The sequence below is a fragment of the Streptomyces sp. NPDC093111 genome (assembly GCF_040683955.1).
Classification (GTDB): Bacteria; Actinomycetota; Actinomycetes; order Streptomycetales; family Streptomycetaceae; genus Streptomyces.
In genome coordinates this window covers 13,263-30,426 of sequence record NZ_JBFBNW010000015.1, presented here as the reverse complement: position 1 = coordinate 30,426, position 17,164 = coordinate 13,263, and the positions used below count along the sequence as shown (strand labels likewise).

The following is a 17,164-nucleotide window of genomic DNA, read 5'->3' as shown; positions in this document are numbered from 1 at the left end:
GGGCCATGCCTCTCACCGAGACGGAGTGGGGCCTCGTCACCAGCTGGGTGCGGGACCACCTTCTCGACAACCCGGACCCGCGGAGAGGGCTGCTGCGCTCCGCCCTGAGCAGGATCTTCGTATCCGACCTGCCGCTCACCCCCGACCGGGACGAGAACGCGCGCCGGATCGTGGGGGCCGCGCGCAAGGACATCGGGCACCAGCGGAGGCTGCTGGCCACGCTGGCGCGGCTCGACTCGCTGGACCGTCTCGACGCCAAGGACGCGGCGGGGCGGGGTACCGAGCTGCGGTCGCTGCTGGGGCGGCTGCGGGAGGACGAGGAGGTCGCGCACTCCGAGCGCGACCCGTTCTCGACGGTGGTGCTGCGGGACGGCACGGCGGTCTTCATCGACCGGGCCGAGCTGCGCGAGACGCTGCGCCAGTTCGTCGCCGATCCCGAGCAGACGGTCCTGGTGGTGGACGGCGAGCCGGACACCGGGCGCTCGTACACGTACCACCTGATCCGCCACCTGGGGCAGCACTGCGGGTTCCGTCCGGTGCGGGTGACGCTGTCGCGGACCACCACGGCGGCGCGGCTGGTGGGGCGGCTCGACGAGTTCGTGGCGGAGCCGGGCGCCGACGGAGTTCCGTTGAACCCCACACAGTTGAACGATCCACTGCCCTCGATCGACGACGCAGTGCACCGCATCGTCAGCCGCGCCACCGCCGCCGAGGAACGCTACTGGCTGGTCCTCGACGAGTGCGACGCGCTCGACCCGAACTCCGACGTCTGGGACTGCATCGGCAAACTGGCCCTCGCGATCTACGAGCACACCCCGGTCCGCGCCCAGACCGTGCCCCGGCTCGTCCTGCTCGGCTACTCCTCCGCGATGCGCCAGCTCCCGTACGACATCCGCAAGAACGAGGTCCGGGACACCTCGCGGGCGGCCGACGCGGACGATCTGCGCGCGTTCTTCGAGCAGTTCTTCCGGGAGTCGCCGACCCCGCCGGACGAGGGGCTGCGGCCGGGTCTGGTGGAGAGCACCGTCGCCGAGGTGCTGCGGGCCGTCGAGGCCGCCGACCCCGTCGACAGCTACATGCGCCGGGTCTGCACGGCCGTCGAGGAGACCGTGCGGACCTATCTGGCGCTCGCCCCCGGCCGTGAGGCCACGGGCCCGCTCCGCCGCGCGCTGCGCACCCCCGCCGCACCGGCCGTCCCCACCCTGTCCGAGCCGCGCCGCGCCTACCGCGAGGCGGCCTGTCTGCTGGACGACTTCGACCCCGCGCGGCTGCGGCTGCCCGGCGAGGAGCGGGCCACCGGCCGGGCCGTCGCCGAACTCGTCGACGACTGCACCGCCCTCGCCGCCTCCCAGCACGCCCTGCGCTGGGTGCTCACCCCGGAGGTCCGGGAGGCGACCCTGAAGGGCTTCACCGGTCCCGCCGCGGCACGGGCCGCCCTCGACGCCGCCGACCTGGACGCGCTCCCCGAGGGCCCGCGCGTCGAACGCGCCGCCGCCGCCCTGCTGTCGGGCGCCCCGCCGGCCGCCGTCGAGCCCACCGTCGAGGAGCTGTCCGACCTGCTGCAGGCCGTGCTGTGGCTGCGCCACGTGCCCGGCACGGAGGGCCTGCTGCCGGACGCCGAGGACGTCCAGCGGCGGCTCGAACGGGCCCGGCTGCTCCAGCCGATGCGGCTCCTGGCCGAGGGCACCTTCCACGGCCGGATCCGCGAACTCGACGCGCTCCGCTCCTATCTCGCGCTGCCCGCCGAGCCGGCCGAGCCCCCCGTACTCATCCACGGCATCGGCGGCATCGGCAAGAGCACCCTGCTCGCCAAGTTCCTCCTGGACAGCCTGCGCGAGTCCGCGCCCGAGGGATTCCCCTTCGCCTACATCGACTTCGAACGCCCCACGCTCTCCATCCACGAGCCGGCCACGGTGATCGCCGAGGCCGCCCGGCAGCTCGGCATCCAGTACCCCGCCCACCGGGAGGCGTTCGACGCGCTCGCCGACCGGTGCGGCGAGACGGCCGCCGCGCAGCGCGGCGAACGCGACCAGCTCGACGAGCTGTACCAGCTCTCCGCGACCCGGGCCACCCTCGGCCGCGACTACTCGGCCGGATTCCACGCCCGCGCCTCCGCCCACGAGCAGGAGCTGGCCCGCGAGCTCGCCGAGCTCGTCGCACGGGCCGTCGCCACCCCGGCCGGGGCGATGGCCCCGCCGCTGCTGGTCGCGCTGGACTCCTTCGAGCAGGCCCAGTACCGCGGCTCCCCGGTGATGTCCCGCATGTGGGCGGTGTGGACCGCGCTGCGCGCCGCCTACCCCCGGCTGCGCTTCGTCGTCGCCGGGCGGGCCCCCATCGACCACCCCGCCAAGGTGATGACGCCGCGCACCATGGCCCTCGGCGAACTCGACGAACCGGCCGCCGTGGAGCTGCTGATGTCCTCGGGCGTCGACGACGAGGACGTCGCCAGGAACCTGTACGACCGCGTCGGCGGCCATCCCCTCAGCCTGAAGCTGGCCGCCCGGACGGCCGTCGTCCTCGGCGAGGAGTCCGAGTCCCTGGGCGAGCTGCTCACCACCCTGCCGTCCAGGCGCAGGTACTTCCACCACAAGGTCGACCAGATGCTCATCCAGGGCACCCTGTACGACCGGATCCTCAAGCACATCTCCGACGACTCCGTCCGGTCCCTGGTGCAGGCCGGCCTCGCGCTGCGGGTCATCACCCCCGAGCTGGTCCGCGAGGTCCTCGCCGAACCGGCCGGGCTCACCGTCGCCACGGCCTCCGAGGCGGGCCTGCTCTTCGGCCGGCTCGTCTCCCGGCTGGACCTCATGGAGTCGGCCGGACCGCAGGCCATCCGGCACCGCGCCGACCTGCGCACCATCATGCTGCGGCTCTCCGACAGCGCCCGCACCGACCTGATGCGGGCCGTCGACACCCGCGCCGTCGCCTACTACGCGGCCCGCGAGGGACCGTCGGCGCGCGCCGAGGAGATCTACCACCGGCTGCGCCTCGGCGAGAACCCGCGCACCGTCGAGCTGCGCTGGGAGCCCGGCGTCGAGAGCTACCTGGTGGACGCGGACCACGACATGTCGCCCCGCTCCGCGGCCTTCCTGCTGGCCCGGATCGGCGGCCACGTCCCCGACCAGATCATGGCCGAGGCCGACCAGGAGGACTGGGAGCGGATCGCCGCCCGCGAGGTCGAGGACCTGCTCACCCAGGGGTACGTGGAGGCCGCCGCCGAACGGCTCGCCGAGCGGCAGCCGTGGACCCCGTGCAGCAGGCTGCACGCCCTCCTCGTCGAGACGCTGGCCCGCTCGGGCCGCTCGGCGGACGCCCGGGACAGCGCCGACCGGGCCGTGGACCGGGCGGAGGAGGCCGGCTGCGCGGAGACCCGGCTCGAACTGCTCCAGCTGTCCGCCCGGCTCGCCCAGGACACCGGCGACTTCGTCGACGCCGACCGGTCCCTCCAGGAGGCCGAGTCCCTCGCGGCCGGCCTCGGCCTGCCGTACGAGTCGATGGGCGTCCTCGTCGCCCGCTCCCGGCTCGCGGTCGCCGCCGACGAGGGCTCCGACGAGACCGACCGGCGCCTCGCCCGCACCCTGCGCGGGATCCCGGACGAGGCGCTCGCCCAGCAGCCCGCCCTGGCCCGGGCCGCCGCCGCCTCCGCCGGGCGGGTCGACCCGCACGTCCTGGAGCACACCCTGCGGCTGGTCGGGCTGCCCGGCGACGACGAGGCGGTGGTGGCCGCGCTGGCCCGCTGGATCGACACCGCGATGGCCGACGAGCCGCAGCTGCGCGAACCCCTCACCCGCATCCTGGACTCGGCCGCCGCCGGAGCCGGGGCGGACGACGGGGCGGACCTCGCGGCCACGGATCCCTCCCGCGCCGCGCGGGTCAGCGGCGTCCACACCGTGCCCGGCGCCTCCTCCGCCGTCCACGCCCTGCCGTACGCCCGGATCGAGGAGGCCCTGCGCGAGGCCCTGCGCCACGGCAGCCTGGACAGCGTCGCCCGGCGGGCGCTGGCCCTCCGCGACCACAGCGGCGACCTGCTGCTCGGCGTGGCCGCCGCCATGGACGCCGGCACCCCGGTGCCCGCCCCGGGCCACGCCCACGGCTTCGGTCCCGGAGTCGGCGGCCAGGCCGGGCTCGCGCCGCCGCCCGACTCCGCCCAGGCGGCCTGGCGGACGGTGCCGTACCTGACCGACGACGAACTGCTGCGGGTGCAGAGCGCGGCCGTCGAGGCCGGGCTGGCCGACGCCGAGCTGCGGCCCCGGCTGTTCGCCGGCACCACCCGGCACTTCCGGGCCGGACTGCCACTGCGGAAGACCCCGTTCGAGCAGATCCGCTCCGACCTGCGGACCGTCAACCGGGTGGAGCGCCTGATCGACGGCACGGTCCCGCTGGAGGTCTGGCTGCGCAACGCCCTCACCCTGACCACCCAGCCGGGACCCGTCGCCGTCTTCCAGCGCGCCCTCGACGACGTGTCCCGCGACGCGTCCGGCGAACCCGAACTCCTCGGGGACTACCTGTTCGGAGAGGTCAAGGAGGAGATCGTCTTCCGCGACGACACGGTCCCCTTCGAGTTCCTCCAGGGCGGCTTCCAGGCCGGGGCCGCCGTCGCCCGGATCAGCGTCCCGCCGTACGAGTCGGGGGCACCGCTCCAGCCCGCCTACCCGCATGCCGGCACCGGCTGGCTCATCGCGCCCGGCCTGCTCGTCACCAACCACCACGTGGTCAACGCCCGCACCCGCACCCCCGGCACCCCCCGGGCCCGGGTCACCGACGACGACCTCCAGCTCCAGGTGCGCAACTCGCGCTCGCGCTTCGACTACGGCTCCGACGAGACGGAGACCGAGGAGGCGACCGCGGGCGCGCTGGTCGCCTGGGACGAGGCCCTGGACTACGCGATCATGCGGCTGTCGTCGGATCAGCCGAAGCGGCCGGTCCTGCGGGTGTCGACCGTGCCGCTGGCCCCCGCCGCGAGCGAACCGGTCGCGGTCAACATCATCCAGCACCCCGGCGGCCGGCCGAAGCGGGTCGCGCTGCGCAACAACCTGGTCTACCAGGCCGACGAGAAGGACGTCGTCTACTTCACCGACACCCGCGGCGGCTCCTCCGGCTCGCCCGTCCTCGACGACGGCTGGACGGTGGTCGCGCTGCACCGGGGCACCAAACGGATCGAGGAGGTCGACTTCCAGGGCAGGGCGACGGCGTTCGTGAACGTCGGCACCCAGATGAGCCGGGTCCTCGCCCATCTGCGGGAGAGCCGGCCGGACGTGTACGAGGAGATCATGGCGGCCCAGGCCGTCCTCTTCGAGCAGGCGTGACACACGCGGGCGGGACAGGCGGAGGTGACGGGAGATGGGCTACGGAACACACGGCGGGTCGCACGGCGGCTCGCCGGTCGCGACCGGACCCGAGCGGGTCTTCGGCGATCTGCGCGAGGTGGCCGCCCGGGTCCGGGCGGGCCTGGAGGCGCAGATCGAGTACGAGGAGTCGGCCGAGGAACTGCCGCCCGGCGTCGCCTCGGCCTCGCAGATCGGCAAGTTCGCGCAGGAGGAACGGTCCCGGGTCCTGGAGGCGGGCGTCTCCGGCCTGGAGAAGCTGGCCGACGACCGGGCCGACGAGATCGACGACGACGAGTACTTCGGCGTGGAGGCGATCGTCCTCCTGGAGGGCCGGCCCGCGATCCTCGTCCAGGGGCAGGACTTCCCCTCCCAGCCGGGCGACTGGGCGGTCCTCGACGCGAGCCGGCCGGCGATCGACGAGTCGATCGCCCGGGTCGGGCGGGTCGAGGTCACCGGACACCCGAGCCTCGCCTGGATCGGCACGGCGTTCCTGGTGGGTCCGGACGCGGTGATGACCAACCGGCACGTGGCCGCCGAGTTCAGCCGCGCCGAGGGCGCCGGCTGGGCCTTCCAGCAGGGCATGTCGGCCCGGATCGACCCCGCCGAGGAACTGCCCCCCGCCGAGGCCCCGGGACCGGTGCCGACCCCGGGCTCCCTCCCGTACGAGATCACCGAGGTGATCGGCATCCACCCCGAGGTCGACATGGCGCTGCTGCGGATCGCCCCGCCCGACGGCGAGCGGCTGCCCACCCCGCTGGCGGTCGCGGGGGCCGCCCCGGCGAGCGTCCCCGGGCGGCCGGTGTACGTCGTGGGCTACCCGGCCTGGGACGGGCGTCGCAACGAACCGGAGTCGATGCGCAGGATCTTCATGGACATCTACAACGTGAAGCGGCTCCAGCCGGGCATGACCACGGAGTTCACGCCCGGCGGACGGGTGATGAAGCACGACTGCTCGACCCTCGGCGGCAACAGCGGCTCCCCGGTCTTCGACCTCACCGACCACCGGGTCCTCGGCCTCCACTTCGGCGGCCGGTACCGGATCGGCAACGTGGCGGTGCCGCTGTGGGAGATGGTGGACGATCCGCTGCTGGCGAAGGCGAAGATCAACTGGGTGTGAGGGGTGGGGTGGTGTCGGAGGGTGGAGTGTCGGGAGGGGGTGCGGGCGGGGCGGGTGGGCCGGCAGGTCCGGGCGATCCCGGTGGTCCGGGCGATCCCGGTGGTCCGGGCGATCCCGGTGGTCCCGCCGGGCCGGGCGGTCCCGGCTGCCGCTTCTTGAGCCTGCGCGCGCCCTCGTGCCGGACGCGGTCCTCGTGCGGCACGGTCCCCGGGCTCATGCCGAGGGCCCGCGCCAGCTCCTCCGTCCCGGCGGCGGTGAGCGGCACCGCACCGTCCTCCAGCGCCGTGGCGAGCTCGGAACGGGAGAGTGCCCGGGTGCCCTTCTCCTCCGTCACGGCCACGAGGACGTCGTCGTCCCCGGCCAGGCCGAGCAGGGCGCCCTCGGTGGTGAGCACGGCGGACCGCCCGGCGAGCAGGAAGCAGATCACGTCCAGGGGCCGGGGTGCGAGGCCACCGAGTTCCGCCACGCCGACGCGCGGCAGGGTGAGCGTGCCCGGGAACGGGAGGCGGCCGGGCAGGCTGAGCAGCGTCAGGACCAGGTGGCACAGGACGCGCCCGGCGTCGAAGAACTCGCCCTGCTCCAGCTTCTCCCGGTAGAGCTCGCGCAGCTCCCTCGGGCCCGGTTCGGCGAGGACCAGCGGATGCTCGACGCAGTCGGCGACCGCGCCCCAGAACCAGTGCCCGTCCCCGGCGGGCCCGTCCGGACGCACCGCCGCGGCGAGCGCGGCGACGCACTCGACGACCTGGTCCAGGTGCTCGTCCGCGCCCCACAGGAGGCCGCTGAACAGACAGGCCCCGTCGGCGCCTTCGAGGTCGTACGGGCGGGCCTCCGGCCCGATGCCGAGCTCGCCCGGGTACGGGAGGGTGTACGCGAGGATGCCCGTCGGGACCGTGCCCGTGTCCGGGGTGACGACGCGGAGCCCGGTGTCGTGGCGGTACCCGTCGTCGGTGACCCGCTGCACGGCGTAGCCCGCGCCGGGCACCGGCGTGGCGGCCGGGCCGAGGCGTTCGCGGGCGATCGGGTCGAGGTAGAAGGCCCCGGCGCCGAGCCGGTCGGCCACCGTCCGGTCCGGGCCGGTGCCGCCGAGCGCGGGCAGCAGCGGGAGTTCGGTGGAGCCGACGGTGAGCCGGTCGACGGTGATGCTGCCGAGCGGCGCGTGCCGGAATCCGTCGCCCATGCGGGTCCGCAGGGCGGCGAGCCGCCCGGGCGTCCACTCCCCCGCGTGCGCGGGCGGCGGCGTGGGCGCGTCCCAGGGGCGTGCGCCGGCGCCGAGGTCGCGTACGCCGCTCCCGGTGTGGACGGCGAGGCCGAGGCCGCCCGCGGGCCGTCCGACGGGGCCGACGGCCGGCAGTCCGGGGCCGTCGAGCAGGGGGAGGGTGACCGGGCGGCCCGCGTCGGCGTAGCTGGGCACCTGGTAGCCGTCCCCGGAGGCGCGTGGCGCGGGTGCCGGGGACGGCCCGGCGATGGGGCGGGTCCCGCCGGGAGCGGCCGTCCGTGTGGTCGGCCCGCCGGGCCGGCCGCCGTCGACCGTCCGTACCGCGTCCGCGACGGCCTGCCGGACGGCGAGTTCCAGGAGCCGCGCCGTCTCCGGGGCGAGGCCCTCGGGCCGGGCGGGCAGTTCGGGCGGGTGGAAGCGGCGCTGGTGGCGGCCGGTGGTCATCGCACCCTCTTTCCGGCGACGATCCGGTAGACCGTGCTGGTGTCGTCGGCGGTGACCTCGAAGACGATGTCGGGGTGGAGGGCGCTGAGCCGGGCGAGCACCCCGAGGCGTGTCCCGGAGCCGAGTCCGGCGGCGCAGGGCCCGCAGACCTCCTGGTCGACCCGGATGTAGACGGTGCGGCCGCGCGCGGCGGCCCGTTCGGCCTCGGTCAGGCGGGCGAGACGGGCGTCGATCTGCTGGCCGAGGTCCTGCTCGGCGTGCCCGTGGGCCTGTGGGACGACCACGTTGTCCGCCGGCCGGATCTCATGGGCGGGGTCGTACGAGCCGAAGGCCTTCGGCGAGCCGCCGGCGAACAGTTCCCCGGCGAGGGCGGGGATGTCGGAACGGGCGACGCCGATCGTGCCCTGGTACGCGGCGGCGGCCTTCGCGGTCGGCTGCACCCAGAACACTCCGGCCCGGGTGGTGAGCCGCTTGTATCCCGCGGGCTCGGGGGTGGACGGTTTGGGCCCCCCTGGCCCCTCCCGCCGGAGCCGCTCCGTCTCCCGCCGGCTCCGCTCCGCCTCGACGGCGGCGCGCACCTCGCGCAGGTCGGCGCGCAGCTTTTCCTGGATGGCGGGGTCGGTGGGGCGGTCGGGCTGGTACGGGCGCCTGACACCGCCCCACTCCTTGTTCAGGAGCTCCTTGGCCACGGGGTCGTGGGCCTCGCGGGCGCGCAGTTCCTCGATGCGGGCCGTCTCGTACCAGCGGCGGTCCAGGGCGGCTTCCCGGTCGGTGAGCGAGGCCTCCTTGAGCCGCGCCCAGCTCGGCCACACGGTGGTGGGCTGGGGGCGCGGGCGAGGGGTCTCGGTGACGGGGGGCGGGGTCTGCGCGCCGGGGGGCGCGTCCTCGGCCTGGGATGCGGCGTCCGCGCCGGGGCGCGCGCTCTCCGCGCCCTCCGCGCCCTCCCCGGCTTGCACGGAGGCGACGGCGCGCGCGGCCCCGGCGGCCGGGCCGAGCGTGGAGGGCATGGACCCGGGCGCGGACGCGGACACGGACGTCTGGTGCGCCGGTGCCGCATGGGTGGGTACCTCGTGTGTGGTCGCCCCGTGCGTGGTCGCTTCGTGGGAGAGCACTTCGTGGGCCAATCCCCCGCGCGCGGATGCCTCATGGACCAATGCCCCGCGCGCGGGTGCCTCATGGACCAATGCCCCGTGCGCGGATGCCTCGTGCGCCGGTGTGATCCGGGCGGGAACGCGCGACGTCGTGCCCGTGGGGCGCGCGTGGGCGAGCCCCTGGCCCGCCTCGTCGGCGCGCCTGCCGATCGCCCGCGCCCACGCCCGCGCCTCCGCCGCCGAGAGGCTCCGGCCCAGGGAGTACTCCATCCGTTGCCCGGTCAGGGCCATGGCTTCGGCCCAGCGTTCGGCAGTGACGCCCTCGGCGTTCAGGAGGCGGGTCACCAGCGCGGCCTTGATGAGCGTGGGCCCGGCCCGGACGAGGAGTGCCCGCAGAAAGGGGTCGGCGGTGAAGGCCAGGATCACGCCGACGACGGCGTGGTACTCCATCTCGGCGACGTACGTGTCGACGCCCGACCAGCTGCCGGCGGCGACGTCGTGCGCGAAGGTCCGCAGGGCGGCGGCGGTGGCACCGCCCACCGCGCCGGTGACCAGCTTCCCGGCGATCCAGGCGGCGATCCGGCCGCGCAGCGTGCCGGTGCCGATCCGGCTCCCGGTCCAGCCGCCGATCCCGCTGCCGATCCGGTAGCCGAGGGCGTCGAGGTAGCCGTCGACGGCGGCCATGAGGAACCCGCCGACCCTGAACTCCTCGGGGCCGAGCAGGACTTTGATCAGATAGGCGGCTTCGGTGATGCCGATGTTCACACTCACCGCGCCGATGCCGCCGCCGAGCCGGACGAGGGAGCCACCGAGCCGGATGAGGGAGGCGACGACGCCCGCCTCCCAGGCGAGGGCGGCGCCGCCGACGACGGCGACGGCGAGGCCCGCGATCCGGTAGGCGTCCCCGGCGCGGCCGAGCCGCCACTGGACGAGCCGCGCCTCGAACGCGCCGACGGGTTCGCGCAGGGGTCCGGCGGCCGTCTCCCACTTCTGCTCGCCCACGACGCGCGAGACGATCGAGAACCCGATCTCGTAGGAGGGCAGTCCCTGCTCCTGGGCGTCGAACACCTCCAGGAGGGCGATGCCGTACTCGACCTCCTTCTCCTCGAAGTCGTCGGCGGTGAACCGCACCGCCCGCGCGGCCCGGTCCACCGCGACGGTACGGAACTCCTCTTCGGAGTAGTCGCGTCGGTCGTCCCCCGCGAGGATGTTCCCCACCATGTGTCCGCGTTCGGCGAGGAGCGCGGCGCGCAGGGCGTCGGCCCGGCCCGGCTTCGGGCGCGTGATGTCGCGGCGCTTGCGGTAGAGCGGATCGGCCTTCCCGAGGAGCTCTCCGGCGAGCACCGTGCCGTCCGGCCGCCGGTCGAGCCGCACGGCCCCCTTCCCCGGGCCGCCGACGGTGTAGGCGTGGGCGGTGGTGGCGGCCCGCTCCCGGGCGAGGGCGGCGCGCAGGGCGGCCACCTTCTCGTGGTGCGCGTACGGACCGGCCTCGCACTGCTGGAGCAGGCGCAGCCTCAGGGCGAACCGGCGGGTGGCGTCGGCGGAGGCGAAGAACTCGCCCAGTTTCCCGCGTTGTTCGAGGCTCTCCAGCACGTACTGGAGGAGGGTGCCGGACCGGCCGCGGTCCTGGGAGACGCTCCTGGTGAGCAGCGCGTCGAGGGCGGCGGCGAACCCGTCCTCGTCGAAGAGCGCGATCAGCTCGCCGGCCAGCCGCCGGGCCTCCGGCCGGAAGAGGGCCGCGCCGAGGGTCTCGGTCCTGAGGTCGAGCCCGGCCCGGCAGTAGAGCACCCGCTCGCCCGCCTCGCCCGGCCACACGGCGGCCCGCCGGACGGGCTCGGGCACGCCGTGCAGGATCTCGCCGTCGGCGACGAAGAGACGGGCGGCCGGTTCGTGGTGCGGGGGGCCGGCGCCCAGGTGCCGTTGGAACAGCAGGCGCAGGGCGTCGCGTTCGATGCCGGCCGGGGTACGCACCGCGTTCGAGGCGGAGCGCAGCACGACCGGCTGGGTCCACACGACGGTCTTCTCACCCGCGTACTCCTCCGCGTACCGGCGCCACGGCAGGCCGGTGGCCCGCTCGAACACCACCGGGTCCACGCAGAATCCGGCCTCGCGGACGGTGACGGTGACCCGGAGGGCGGGGCCGAGGAAGGCGACGTCCGCGAGTTCGACGCGCGGCAGCCGCATGGCGGCGAAGACGACGTGCCGTTGAGGCAGGTACGGGAGGCGGGCGGCGACCGTCCCGCTCGCGTCGGCCTGGGCGAGCCGTTGCAGGACGGCCGCGGAGCCGGAGAAGAACCAGGCCGGTTCGGTCGCCCCGCTCCCCTCCTCGGCGGAGCCGCGCGCCACCAGTTCCCGCCCCAGCTCGTCCGGCTCGTAGTCCTTGTCGACGCGCACCAGCCAGACGTCCGCCGCGCGGACCGATCCGGCGATCGAGCGGTAGAGGGCGCCCTGCGGGAACGGCTGCCGCAGTTCGCCCTCCACGAAGCCGATGAACCGCCCGACCTCGATCCGCGCCCGCGCGGTCCCGACGACGGTCCAGGGCGCCGGGGCGTTCACCGGGACGGTGGTGGGGCGGCCGGCGCCGGCGTAGGAGGGCAGCGTGTAGCCGCCCGCCACGTCCCGCCCCGGCTCGTGGACCTCCCGCGCCCCGCCGCCGCCCACCGCCCACTCCGCCGTCCGCCGCCCACGCCCGAGTTCCCGCTCGGCCAGCGCGAGCCGCCCGGCGACGAGCGCGGTCAGCCGCCGGGTGAGCGCGGCGAGTTCGTCGGGGCCGGGCTCGCCGGTGAGGGTGATCCTCACCGGCACGTGGACGTGGGTCTCCAACGGGATACCGCTCCGGCTACTCGGTGACCAGCGTCAGGACCCGCAGCCCCGAACCGACCATGTCGCCCCGCTCGGTCCACAGGCCGACGTCGACGATGTGCAGGCTGCCGAGGGCGGCGTCCTCGGGGATGTGGATCACGATGTCGGTCGGGATCTTGTCGGGGCGGTCCTCGGCGAAGGTGAAGGGCGTGTCGAATCCGGGGATGAACTCGGACCGCACGTCGAGGCCGGGCGCCACACTGCTGATCGTGAGCGGGACGGGTCCTCGGGAGGTCATCAGGCTCAGGCCTCCCACGGACGACCCTTGGCCGTTCGGAACGATGCCCCCGTGGGCCCTGAGGACGTCGAGCTCACCGGTGTCGGGCTTCGTCGTGACGTGGTCGGCACGGAGGACGAACTCTGCCTGTGTCCCGCCCCGGGGCGGGAAGGTCGTCGTGGGCACCTTGTTGTAGGTGCCCGGACCGCCCGGAGCGGGCACCAGAGTGATGTTGCACTGACCTTGGTGCGCGTCGTCGTCGGGGTGCAGCGTGCCCGTCAACCTCGTGATCTTCGTTCCCTCGTTCGCCCCGCCCTCCTGGTAGGTGTTGGCCATCAGGCAGTAGTGCTTCGAGGCCACGCCGCCGTCGAGCTCCGGGGCGTTCCACGGTGTCATGAGGAACGTGGCCTTCTCGCCCGGCTTGATCGACTGCGCGTTTCCGGCGTTGCCGAACGTGCCCTTCGCGCTCTCCTTGGTCATCTCGCCGAAGCCCGGGTCGAACACCCAGGCTTGGGCCTGGACGCCCACCATCTCCGTCTGTCCCCTGTTCTTCACGCGGACGATGACGGTGTTCAGCTTGCCGGCGTATGCCGACGTGCCCTCCATCCCCCCCTCGGGCTTGATCCGGATGTTGGCGTTCTCCCACGGCTTCGTGGCCCTGTCGGAGGGGTACGGGCGTTGCGTGCCGTCGTCGGCGACGTCATCGATGGGGATGTAGAGGTCGTTCCCGGGCATGGGAGCTCCGTTCAGTCGACGTTGTAGGAGAGTTGGACGCTGGTGATGTAGACGCTGCCGCCGGGGGTGGCGCCTTCGAGGCTCGCGACGACGAAGTAACCGAAGCGGGCCATGTCGACCCGGTCCCTTCCGGACGGGATCACCTGGGGTTCGCCGAAGGGGCCGCCGGAGCACGTCACCTGGGCGATCTGCTCGGGCGGGCCGACGGTGACGAGCGAGTTGCGGTACAGCCTCACGTTCAGGGTGCCGTTGCCGGTGTTCTGGCCGGTGGCCCGGAGCGTGAGCAGCCGGACGCCGTCGGGGAGCGCGACGGTGAGGATTCCGGAGAGGGACGTGTTGGTCGTGTCCGACCGGCCCGCCACCCCCTCCGAGTCGATCACGAACGGCGTCTTGTTCTCGACGGGCGAGAACGTCGGCGCCAGCGTCAGCTTGCGCTCCACCGTCGGGTGCTGCCCCGCCTGCTTGAGCCCCAGGTCGATCTGCCTCACCACCGCCGACAGGGCCTCCAGGTCCCGCTGGATCGAGTCGAAGCGCACGTTGAAGCCGTTCTGGCCGCTCGCCGCCACGCGGTCGCGGTTGTCGACCCAGGCCACGTGTTTGAAGGTGGGGCTGAAGACGATGTCGGTCACGGGGTTCCTCCGGGCAGGAGACGGGTGACGACCTCGACGCCCAGCGGGCGCAGGCCGTCGAGGAGCTGGATGATCAGGGATCGGGTGGCGGGCGGCAGGGTGTGGCCGGTGAGTTCGGGGCGCAGCCGGACCGTGAACTGGTAGGCGCCGGTCTTGTCGCCCATCCGGTAGGAGGCCTGCACCCAGGCGGGGCCGCCGTGTTCGCCGCGTACGGACATCGCGCCGGGGGCGGTGGTCAGGAGGGTGGCGGCGCCGTCGCCGGTGGACCAGCCGAGGACTCCGGCGGCGCCGATCTCGGCGGGCGAGGGGGTCACGGTCAGCGGCACGGTGGTGCCGATCGGCAGGACGTCGCGGAAGAGCCCGGTGGTGACCCGGACGGGGTCCTGGTGTTCCTGGGAGACTGTCACGACTCCCCCGGCGACGCGGACGTAGCTGAACCCGGCCCGGTGGGCGAGCGCGCCGAGCGTTCCCAGGGGCAGGCCCGGGTGGCTGAGGCGCAGTTCCCGTGCCTCCTTGGCGAGCGGGGACGCCGTCGCGGTCAGGTCCCTGCGGACGGCCAGCTTCCCGGTGGTGGCCGGAGGCACGAGGGCGATCAGGGCGTCGAGGTGTTCGGCGACCTCGCGGCGCATCCGGTGGGTCTCCGCGTCGGTGCCGTACTCGGCGTGGGCGGGGTCGTCGTGGCGTACGAGGAAGGCGGGGTGGAGGCCCTCGCCGGGCGGCATGGGCGGGGGCGGGTCCGGGTCGGGGGTGCCGTCGGCGCCGATCGCCGTGTTGTCGGCGACGGTGACGGGACGGATCACGAGCTCGCGGGTGGCGGAGGCCGTGAGGTCGGCGAGGCGGAGTTCGGCGACGACGACGAGCCGCCCGGGGGCCTTGCCGCGCAGGACGACGGAGGCCCCTTCGGCGGGCCCGACGAATTCGCCGCGGCCCGCGCCGTCGCGCAGCAGGTACCAGCGGACGAGGGAGCCGGGCGGCGGCACGAGGGGGCGTACGGAGAGGGTGGTCGTCGCGTCGACGGGGAGGCCGCCGTCGATGGGGATGGTTCCGTCGCCGGTCTCCATGCCGAGGAGTTCGCCGGGGGCGCACTCGGCGTAGACGAGTCCGTCCGGGCGGTGGGTGACCAGGTCGAATCCGGACCAGTGGGCGAGGGCGGCGATCCGCCTGCTGGGGATGGTGTCGTGGCTGAGGAGGACGGCACGGCCGGTGGCGCGGGCGTCGGTGGCCTTCGGGTCGTATCCGGCGTGCACGACGGACCGGGAGGCGAAGAGGTTCAGCCGGACGATGGCCGCGACGACGACGGACTGGACGAGCGGCGGGTCGGGGGTGCCGGGGAGGGGGCGGGACTCGGCGGCGTGCGGCGACAGGGCGACCAGGAGGCCCGGGTGGAAGACCTCGTCGACGGGGGGCCGGGGCAGGTCGGTGCCGATGGTGCCGAGGAGGTCGACGCTCTGTCCGGGCGGCAGGTCGAGGGGGGCGACGCGGAGCGGCAGCAGGCCGCGGCGGAGTTCGGCGTCGGTGTCGTCGAGGACGAGGGGGTCGGCGACGCCGTCGACGGGGCCGACGGCGTCGTTGAGGGCGGCGAGCAGCCCGGCGGGGGTGGGCAGGGTCCAGCGGCGGGCGACGGTCAGGCGGCGCCGGTAGGCGGCGTCGGTCTCGCCGGGGGCGCGGACGACGCCGAGTCCGGCGCCGTTGCGGTCGAGGTGGACGCCTTCGGCGTGGGCGACGGAGCGCTGGGCGGTGGTGCGGGCGAGCTGGCGGCGCAGGTGGTCGCGTTCCCAGCCGACGGCCCACAGCAGCCGGCCCATGGTGCCGAGGAGGGCGGTGAGCTGCCACCAGTCCTCCTGGGGTCCCGGGAGGCCGGACTGGATGCCGGTGAGGATGCCGGTGCCGTCGGGAAGCGCGACGGAGGTGCCGGCGGTGAGCCCGTCGGGCAGCGGCACCGGCAGTGCCGGGGCGCCGCGTACGCCGAGGGTGACGGTGGTGCCGGTGGGGATGTCCTGACGGGCCTGGAGGATGTGGAGCGGCCGGGGGGTGACGCCGAACTGGGCGGTGTGCAGCTGGAAGTCGTACGGGTCGACGGCCGTGCCCCGCACCACGAGCGGCAGCCGGTCGGCGCCGCGCGCGAACGGCACGGTGAGGCGCGCGGCCATGTCGGCGGCGGCGAGCCGGGGCGGCTCGGGTGCGACGGCGGGGGCGGCCGTGTCGAGGGCGCCGCTCATCGGCCGACCACCTCGATGCTGCTGAGGGCCGGGTCGGCGGCGAAGACGGCCATCTCGGTGGGGCCCATGGCGAGGGACTCGCCGACGGCGGCCTCGGCGGTGCCGAGCTGGTAGAGGACGCCGCCGAAGCCGAAGCGCCCGAACGCGGGCGGGCAGCGCCGCAGATGGAGCCGGCGGACGTCGTCGACGCCGGGCTGTTCGGCGAGGGCGCACATCACGCGGGCGTAGAGGACGTCGTCGCCGAGGCGGAGCCGGCCGATGTCGGCGGTGAGCCGGGCCCTGATGCGGTCGATGACGGTGGGGCCGTCGAAGCCGGCGGCGAGGACGATCTCGGCGCGGACGGCGACGTCGATGTGGTCGGCCTCGACGATGTTCACGTGGACGCCGAGCGGCCGGACCCGGTCCACGGCCGCCTCGACGAGCTCGTACACGCCGGTCACGGAGCCGGGGGCGGGCAGGGTGCGCCAGGGGCGCAGGCCGCGGTGGGCGACCGCGACCTCCGCGAAGTACGGTTCGCCGACGCGGCGTTCGTCGCTGAAGGTGCGCCCGCCGAAGTCGAAGCCGCCGAAGTACGCCTGGGAGACGTCGATGCCGCCGAGCGGGTCGGTGACGCGGGCGTCGATGACGTCGGGCACGCCCAGGGCGGCCTGCCGGACGCTCTCCACGGTCCACAGGGCGCGCGGCAGGGCGATGATCCGGGCGCGGTAGGCGTCGTCGTCCTCGGGGATCAGCTCGTCGAAGGGCGCGGGGTTGGTGACGACGAGCGCGGCGGGCGGCCAGTCGGCGAGGTACTGGGCGCGGTGCGCGGGGTGCACGTCGTCGACGGTCCCGGCGGCGACCGGGGCCTCCCCGGGGTCGACGGCGAGGACGCGTACGGTACGGGCGGGGGCGGCGGCGGTCAGTTCGGCGGGGGCGGTGGTGGCGAAGGCCCGGGCGGGGTCGCCGTCGCCGAGCAGGACGGTCGCCTCGGGCACCACGTAGGTCCGGCCGGGGACGCCGCCGGTCAGGGTGAGCACGACGGTTCCGGCGCGGCGGGCGGCGTGGCGGGCGAGTCCCGCGTCGTCGCCGAGGAGTTCGAGGGCGGCGCCGTCGGCGGTGGCGGTGAACTGCCCGTAGTAGAGGGCCTCCATCCGCTTCCACAGTTCGGCGTCCTCCTGGGCGACCACTTCCAGGATCTTGCCGAGGGGGCTGGTGGGCGACAGGTCGACATCGGCGCCGAGGGCGGCCCGGGTGCGGGCCTTGCTCTCGGCGAGGATCACGTCGAGGCCCTTGAGGACGAAGCCGTCGGGGGTCACGCCGTACGTCAT

8 protein-coding genes are annotated in these 17,164 nt (G+C 74.8%); 2 read left to right on the top strand and 6 right to left on the bottom strand.

The genetic code is table 11. From position 1 onward, the window contains the following. Positions 1 to 5: 5 nt before the first annotated feature. Both AB0Q96_RS25965 and AB0Q96_RS25960 read left to right on the top strand, forming a co-directional pair. Positions 6 to 5,306, top strand: coding sequence for a trypsin-like peptidase domain-containing protein (locus tag AB0Q96_RS25965; RefSeq protein WP_365329441.1), 5,301 nt, complete (start codon positions 6 to 8; stop codon positions 5,304 to 5,306). A 34-nt stretch (positions 5,307 to 5,340) separates the two neighbouring features. Next, complete coding sequence (locus tag AB0Q96_RS25960; protein WP_365329440.1) at positions 5,341 to 6,444, top strand: serine protease; 1,104 nt, start codon at positions 5,341 to 5,343, stop codon at positions 6,442 to 6,444. Here the strand turns inward: AB0Q96_RS25960 and AB0Q96_RS25955 are convergent. From AB0Q96_RS25955 to AB0Q96_RS25930, 6 genes are read right to left on the bottom strand one after another with little or no spacing between them, the layout of a single operon-like run. Beyond that, positions 6,431 to 8,104, bottom strand: coding sequence for a hypothetical protein (locus AB0Q96_RS25955; RefSeq protein WP_365329438.1), 1,674 nt, complete (start codon positions 8,102 to 8,104; stop codon positions 6,431 to 6,433). The two genes, AB0Q96_RS25960 and AB0Q96_RS25955, sit on opposite strands and share 14 nt — an antisense overlap. Next, positions 8,101 to 12,018, bottom strand: a complete 3,918-nt coding sequence (locus AB0Q96_RS25950; RefSeq protein ID WP_365329436.1) for a hypothetical protein — start codon at positions 12,016 to 12,018, stop codon at positions 8,101 to 8,103. The genes AB0Q96_RS25955 and AB0Q96_RS25950 overlap by 4 nt, the downstream gene beginning before the upstream one ends. A 16-nt stretch (positions 12,019 to 12,034) precedes the next feature. Continuing rightward, positions 12,035 to 13,009, bottom strand: coding sequence for a hypothetical protein (locus AB0Q96_RS25945; protein ID WP_365329434.1), 975 nt, complete (start codon positions 13,007 to 13,009; stop codon positions 12,035 to 12,037). A gap of 11 nt (positions 13,010 to 13,020) precedes the next feature. Continuing rightward, positions 13,021 to 13,638, bottom strand: a complete 618-nt coding sequence (locus AB0Q96_RS25940; protein WP_365329432.1) for a hypothetical protein — start codon at positions 13,636 to 13,638, stop codon at positions 13,021 to 13,023. After that, complete coding sequence (locus AB0Q96_RS25935; RefSeq protein ID WP_365329430.1) at positions 13,635 to 15,857, bottom strand: hypothetical protein; 2,223 nt, start codon at positions 15,855 to 15,857, stop codon at positions 13,635 to 13,637. The genes AB0Q96_RS25940 and AB0Q96_RS25935 overlap by 4 nt, the downstream gene beginning before the upstream one ends. Further along, on the bottom strand, positions 15,854 to 17,164 hold the full coding sequence (locus AB0Q96_RS25930) for a baseplate J/gp47 family protein (RefSeq protein WP_365329429.1): 1,311 nt from the start codon (positions 17,162 to 17,164) through the stop codon (positions 15,854 to 15,856). Before AB0Q96_RS25930 ends, AB0Q96_RS25935 begins: the two co-directional genes overlap by 4 nt.

Bases quoted from the DNA above. Each gene is read 5' to 3' on its own strand.
- AB0Q96_RS25965 (WP_365329441.1), top strand. From the start codon at position 6: ATGCCTCTCACCGAGACGGAGTGGGGCCTCGTCACCAGCTGGGTGCGG.
- AB0Q96_RS25960 (WP_365329440.1), top strand. From the start codon at position 5,341: ATGGGCTACGGAACACACGGCGGGTCGCACGGCGGCTCGCCGGTCGCG.
- AB0Q96_RS25955 (WP_365329438.1), bottom strand. From the start codon at position 8,104: ATGACCACCGGCCGCCACCAGCGCCGCTTCCACCCGCCCGAACTGCCC.
- AB0Q96_RS25945 (WP_365329434.1), bottom strand. From the start codon at position 13,009: ATGCCCGGGAACGACCTCTACATCCCCATCGATGACGTCGCCGACGAC.
- AB0Q96_RS25935 (WP_365329430.1), bottom strand. From the start codon at position 15,857: ATGAGCGGCGCCCTCGACACGGCCGCCCCCGCCGTCGCACCCGAGCCG.
- AB0Q96_RS25930 (WP_365329429.1), bottom strand. From the start codon at position 17,164: ATGACGTACGGCGTGACCCCCGACGGCTTCGTCCTCAAGGGCCTCGAC.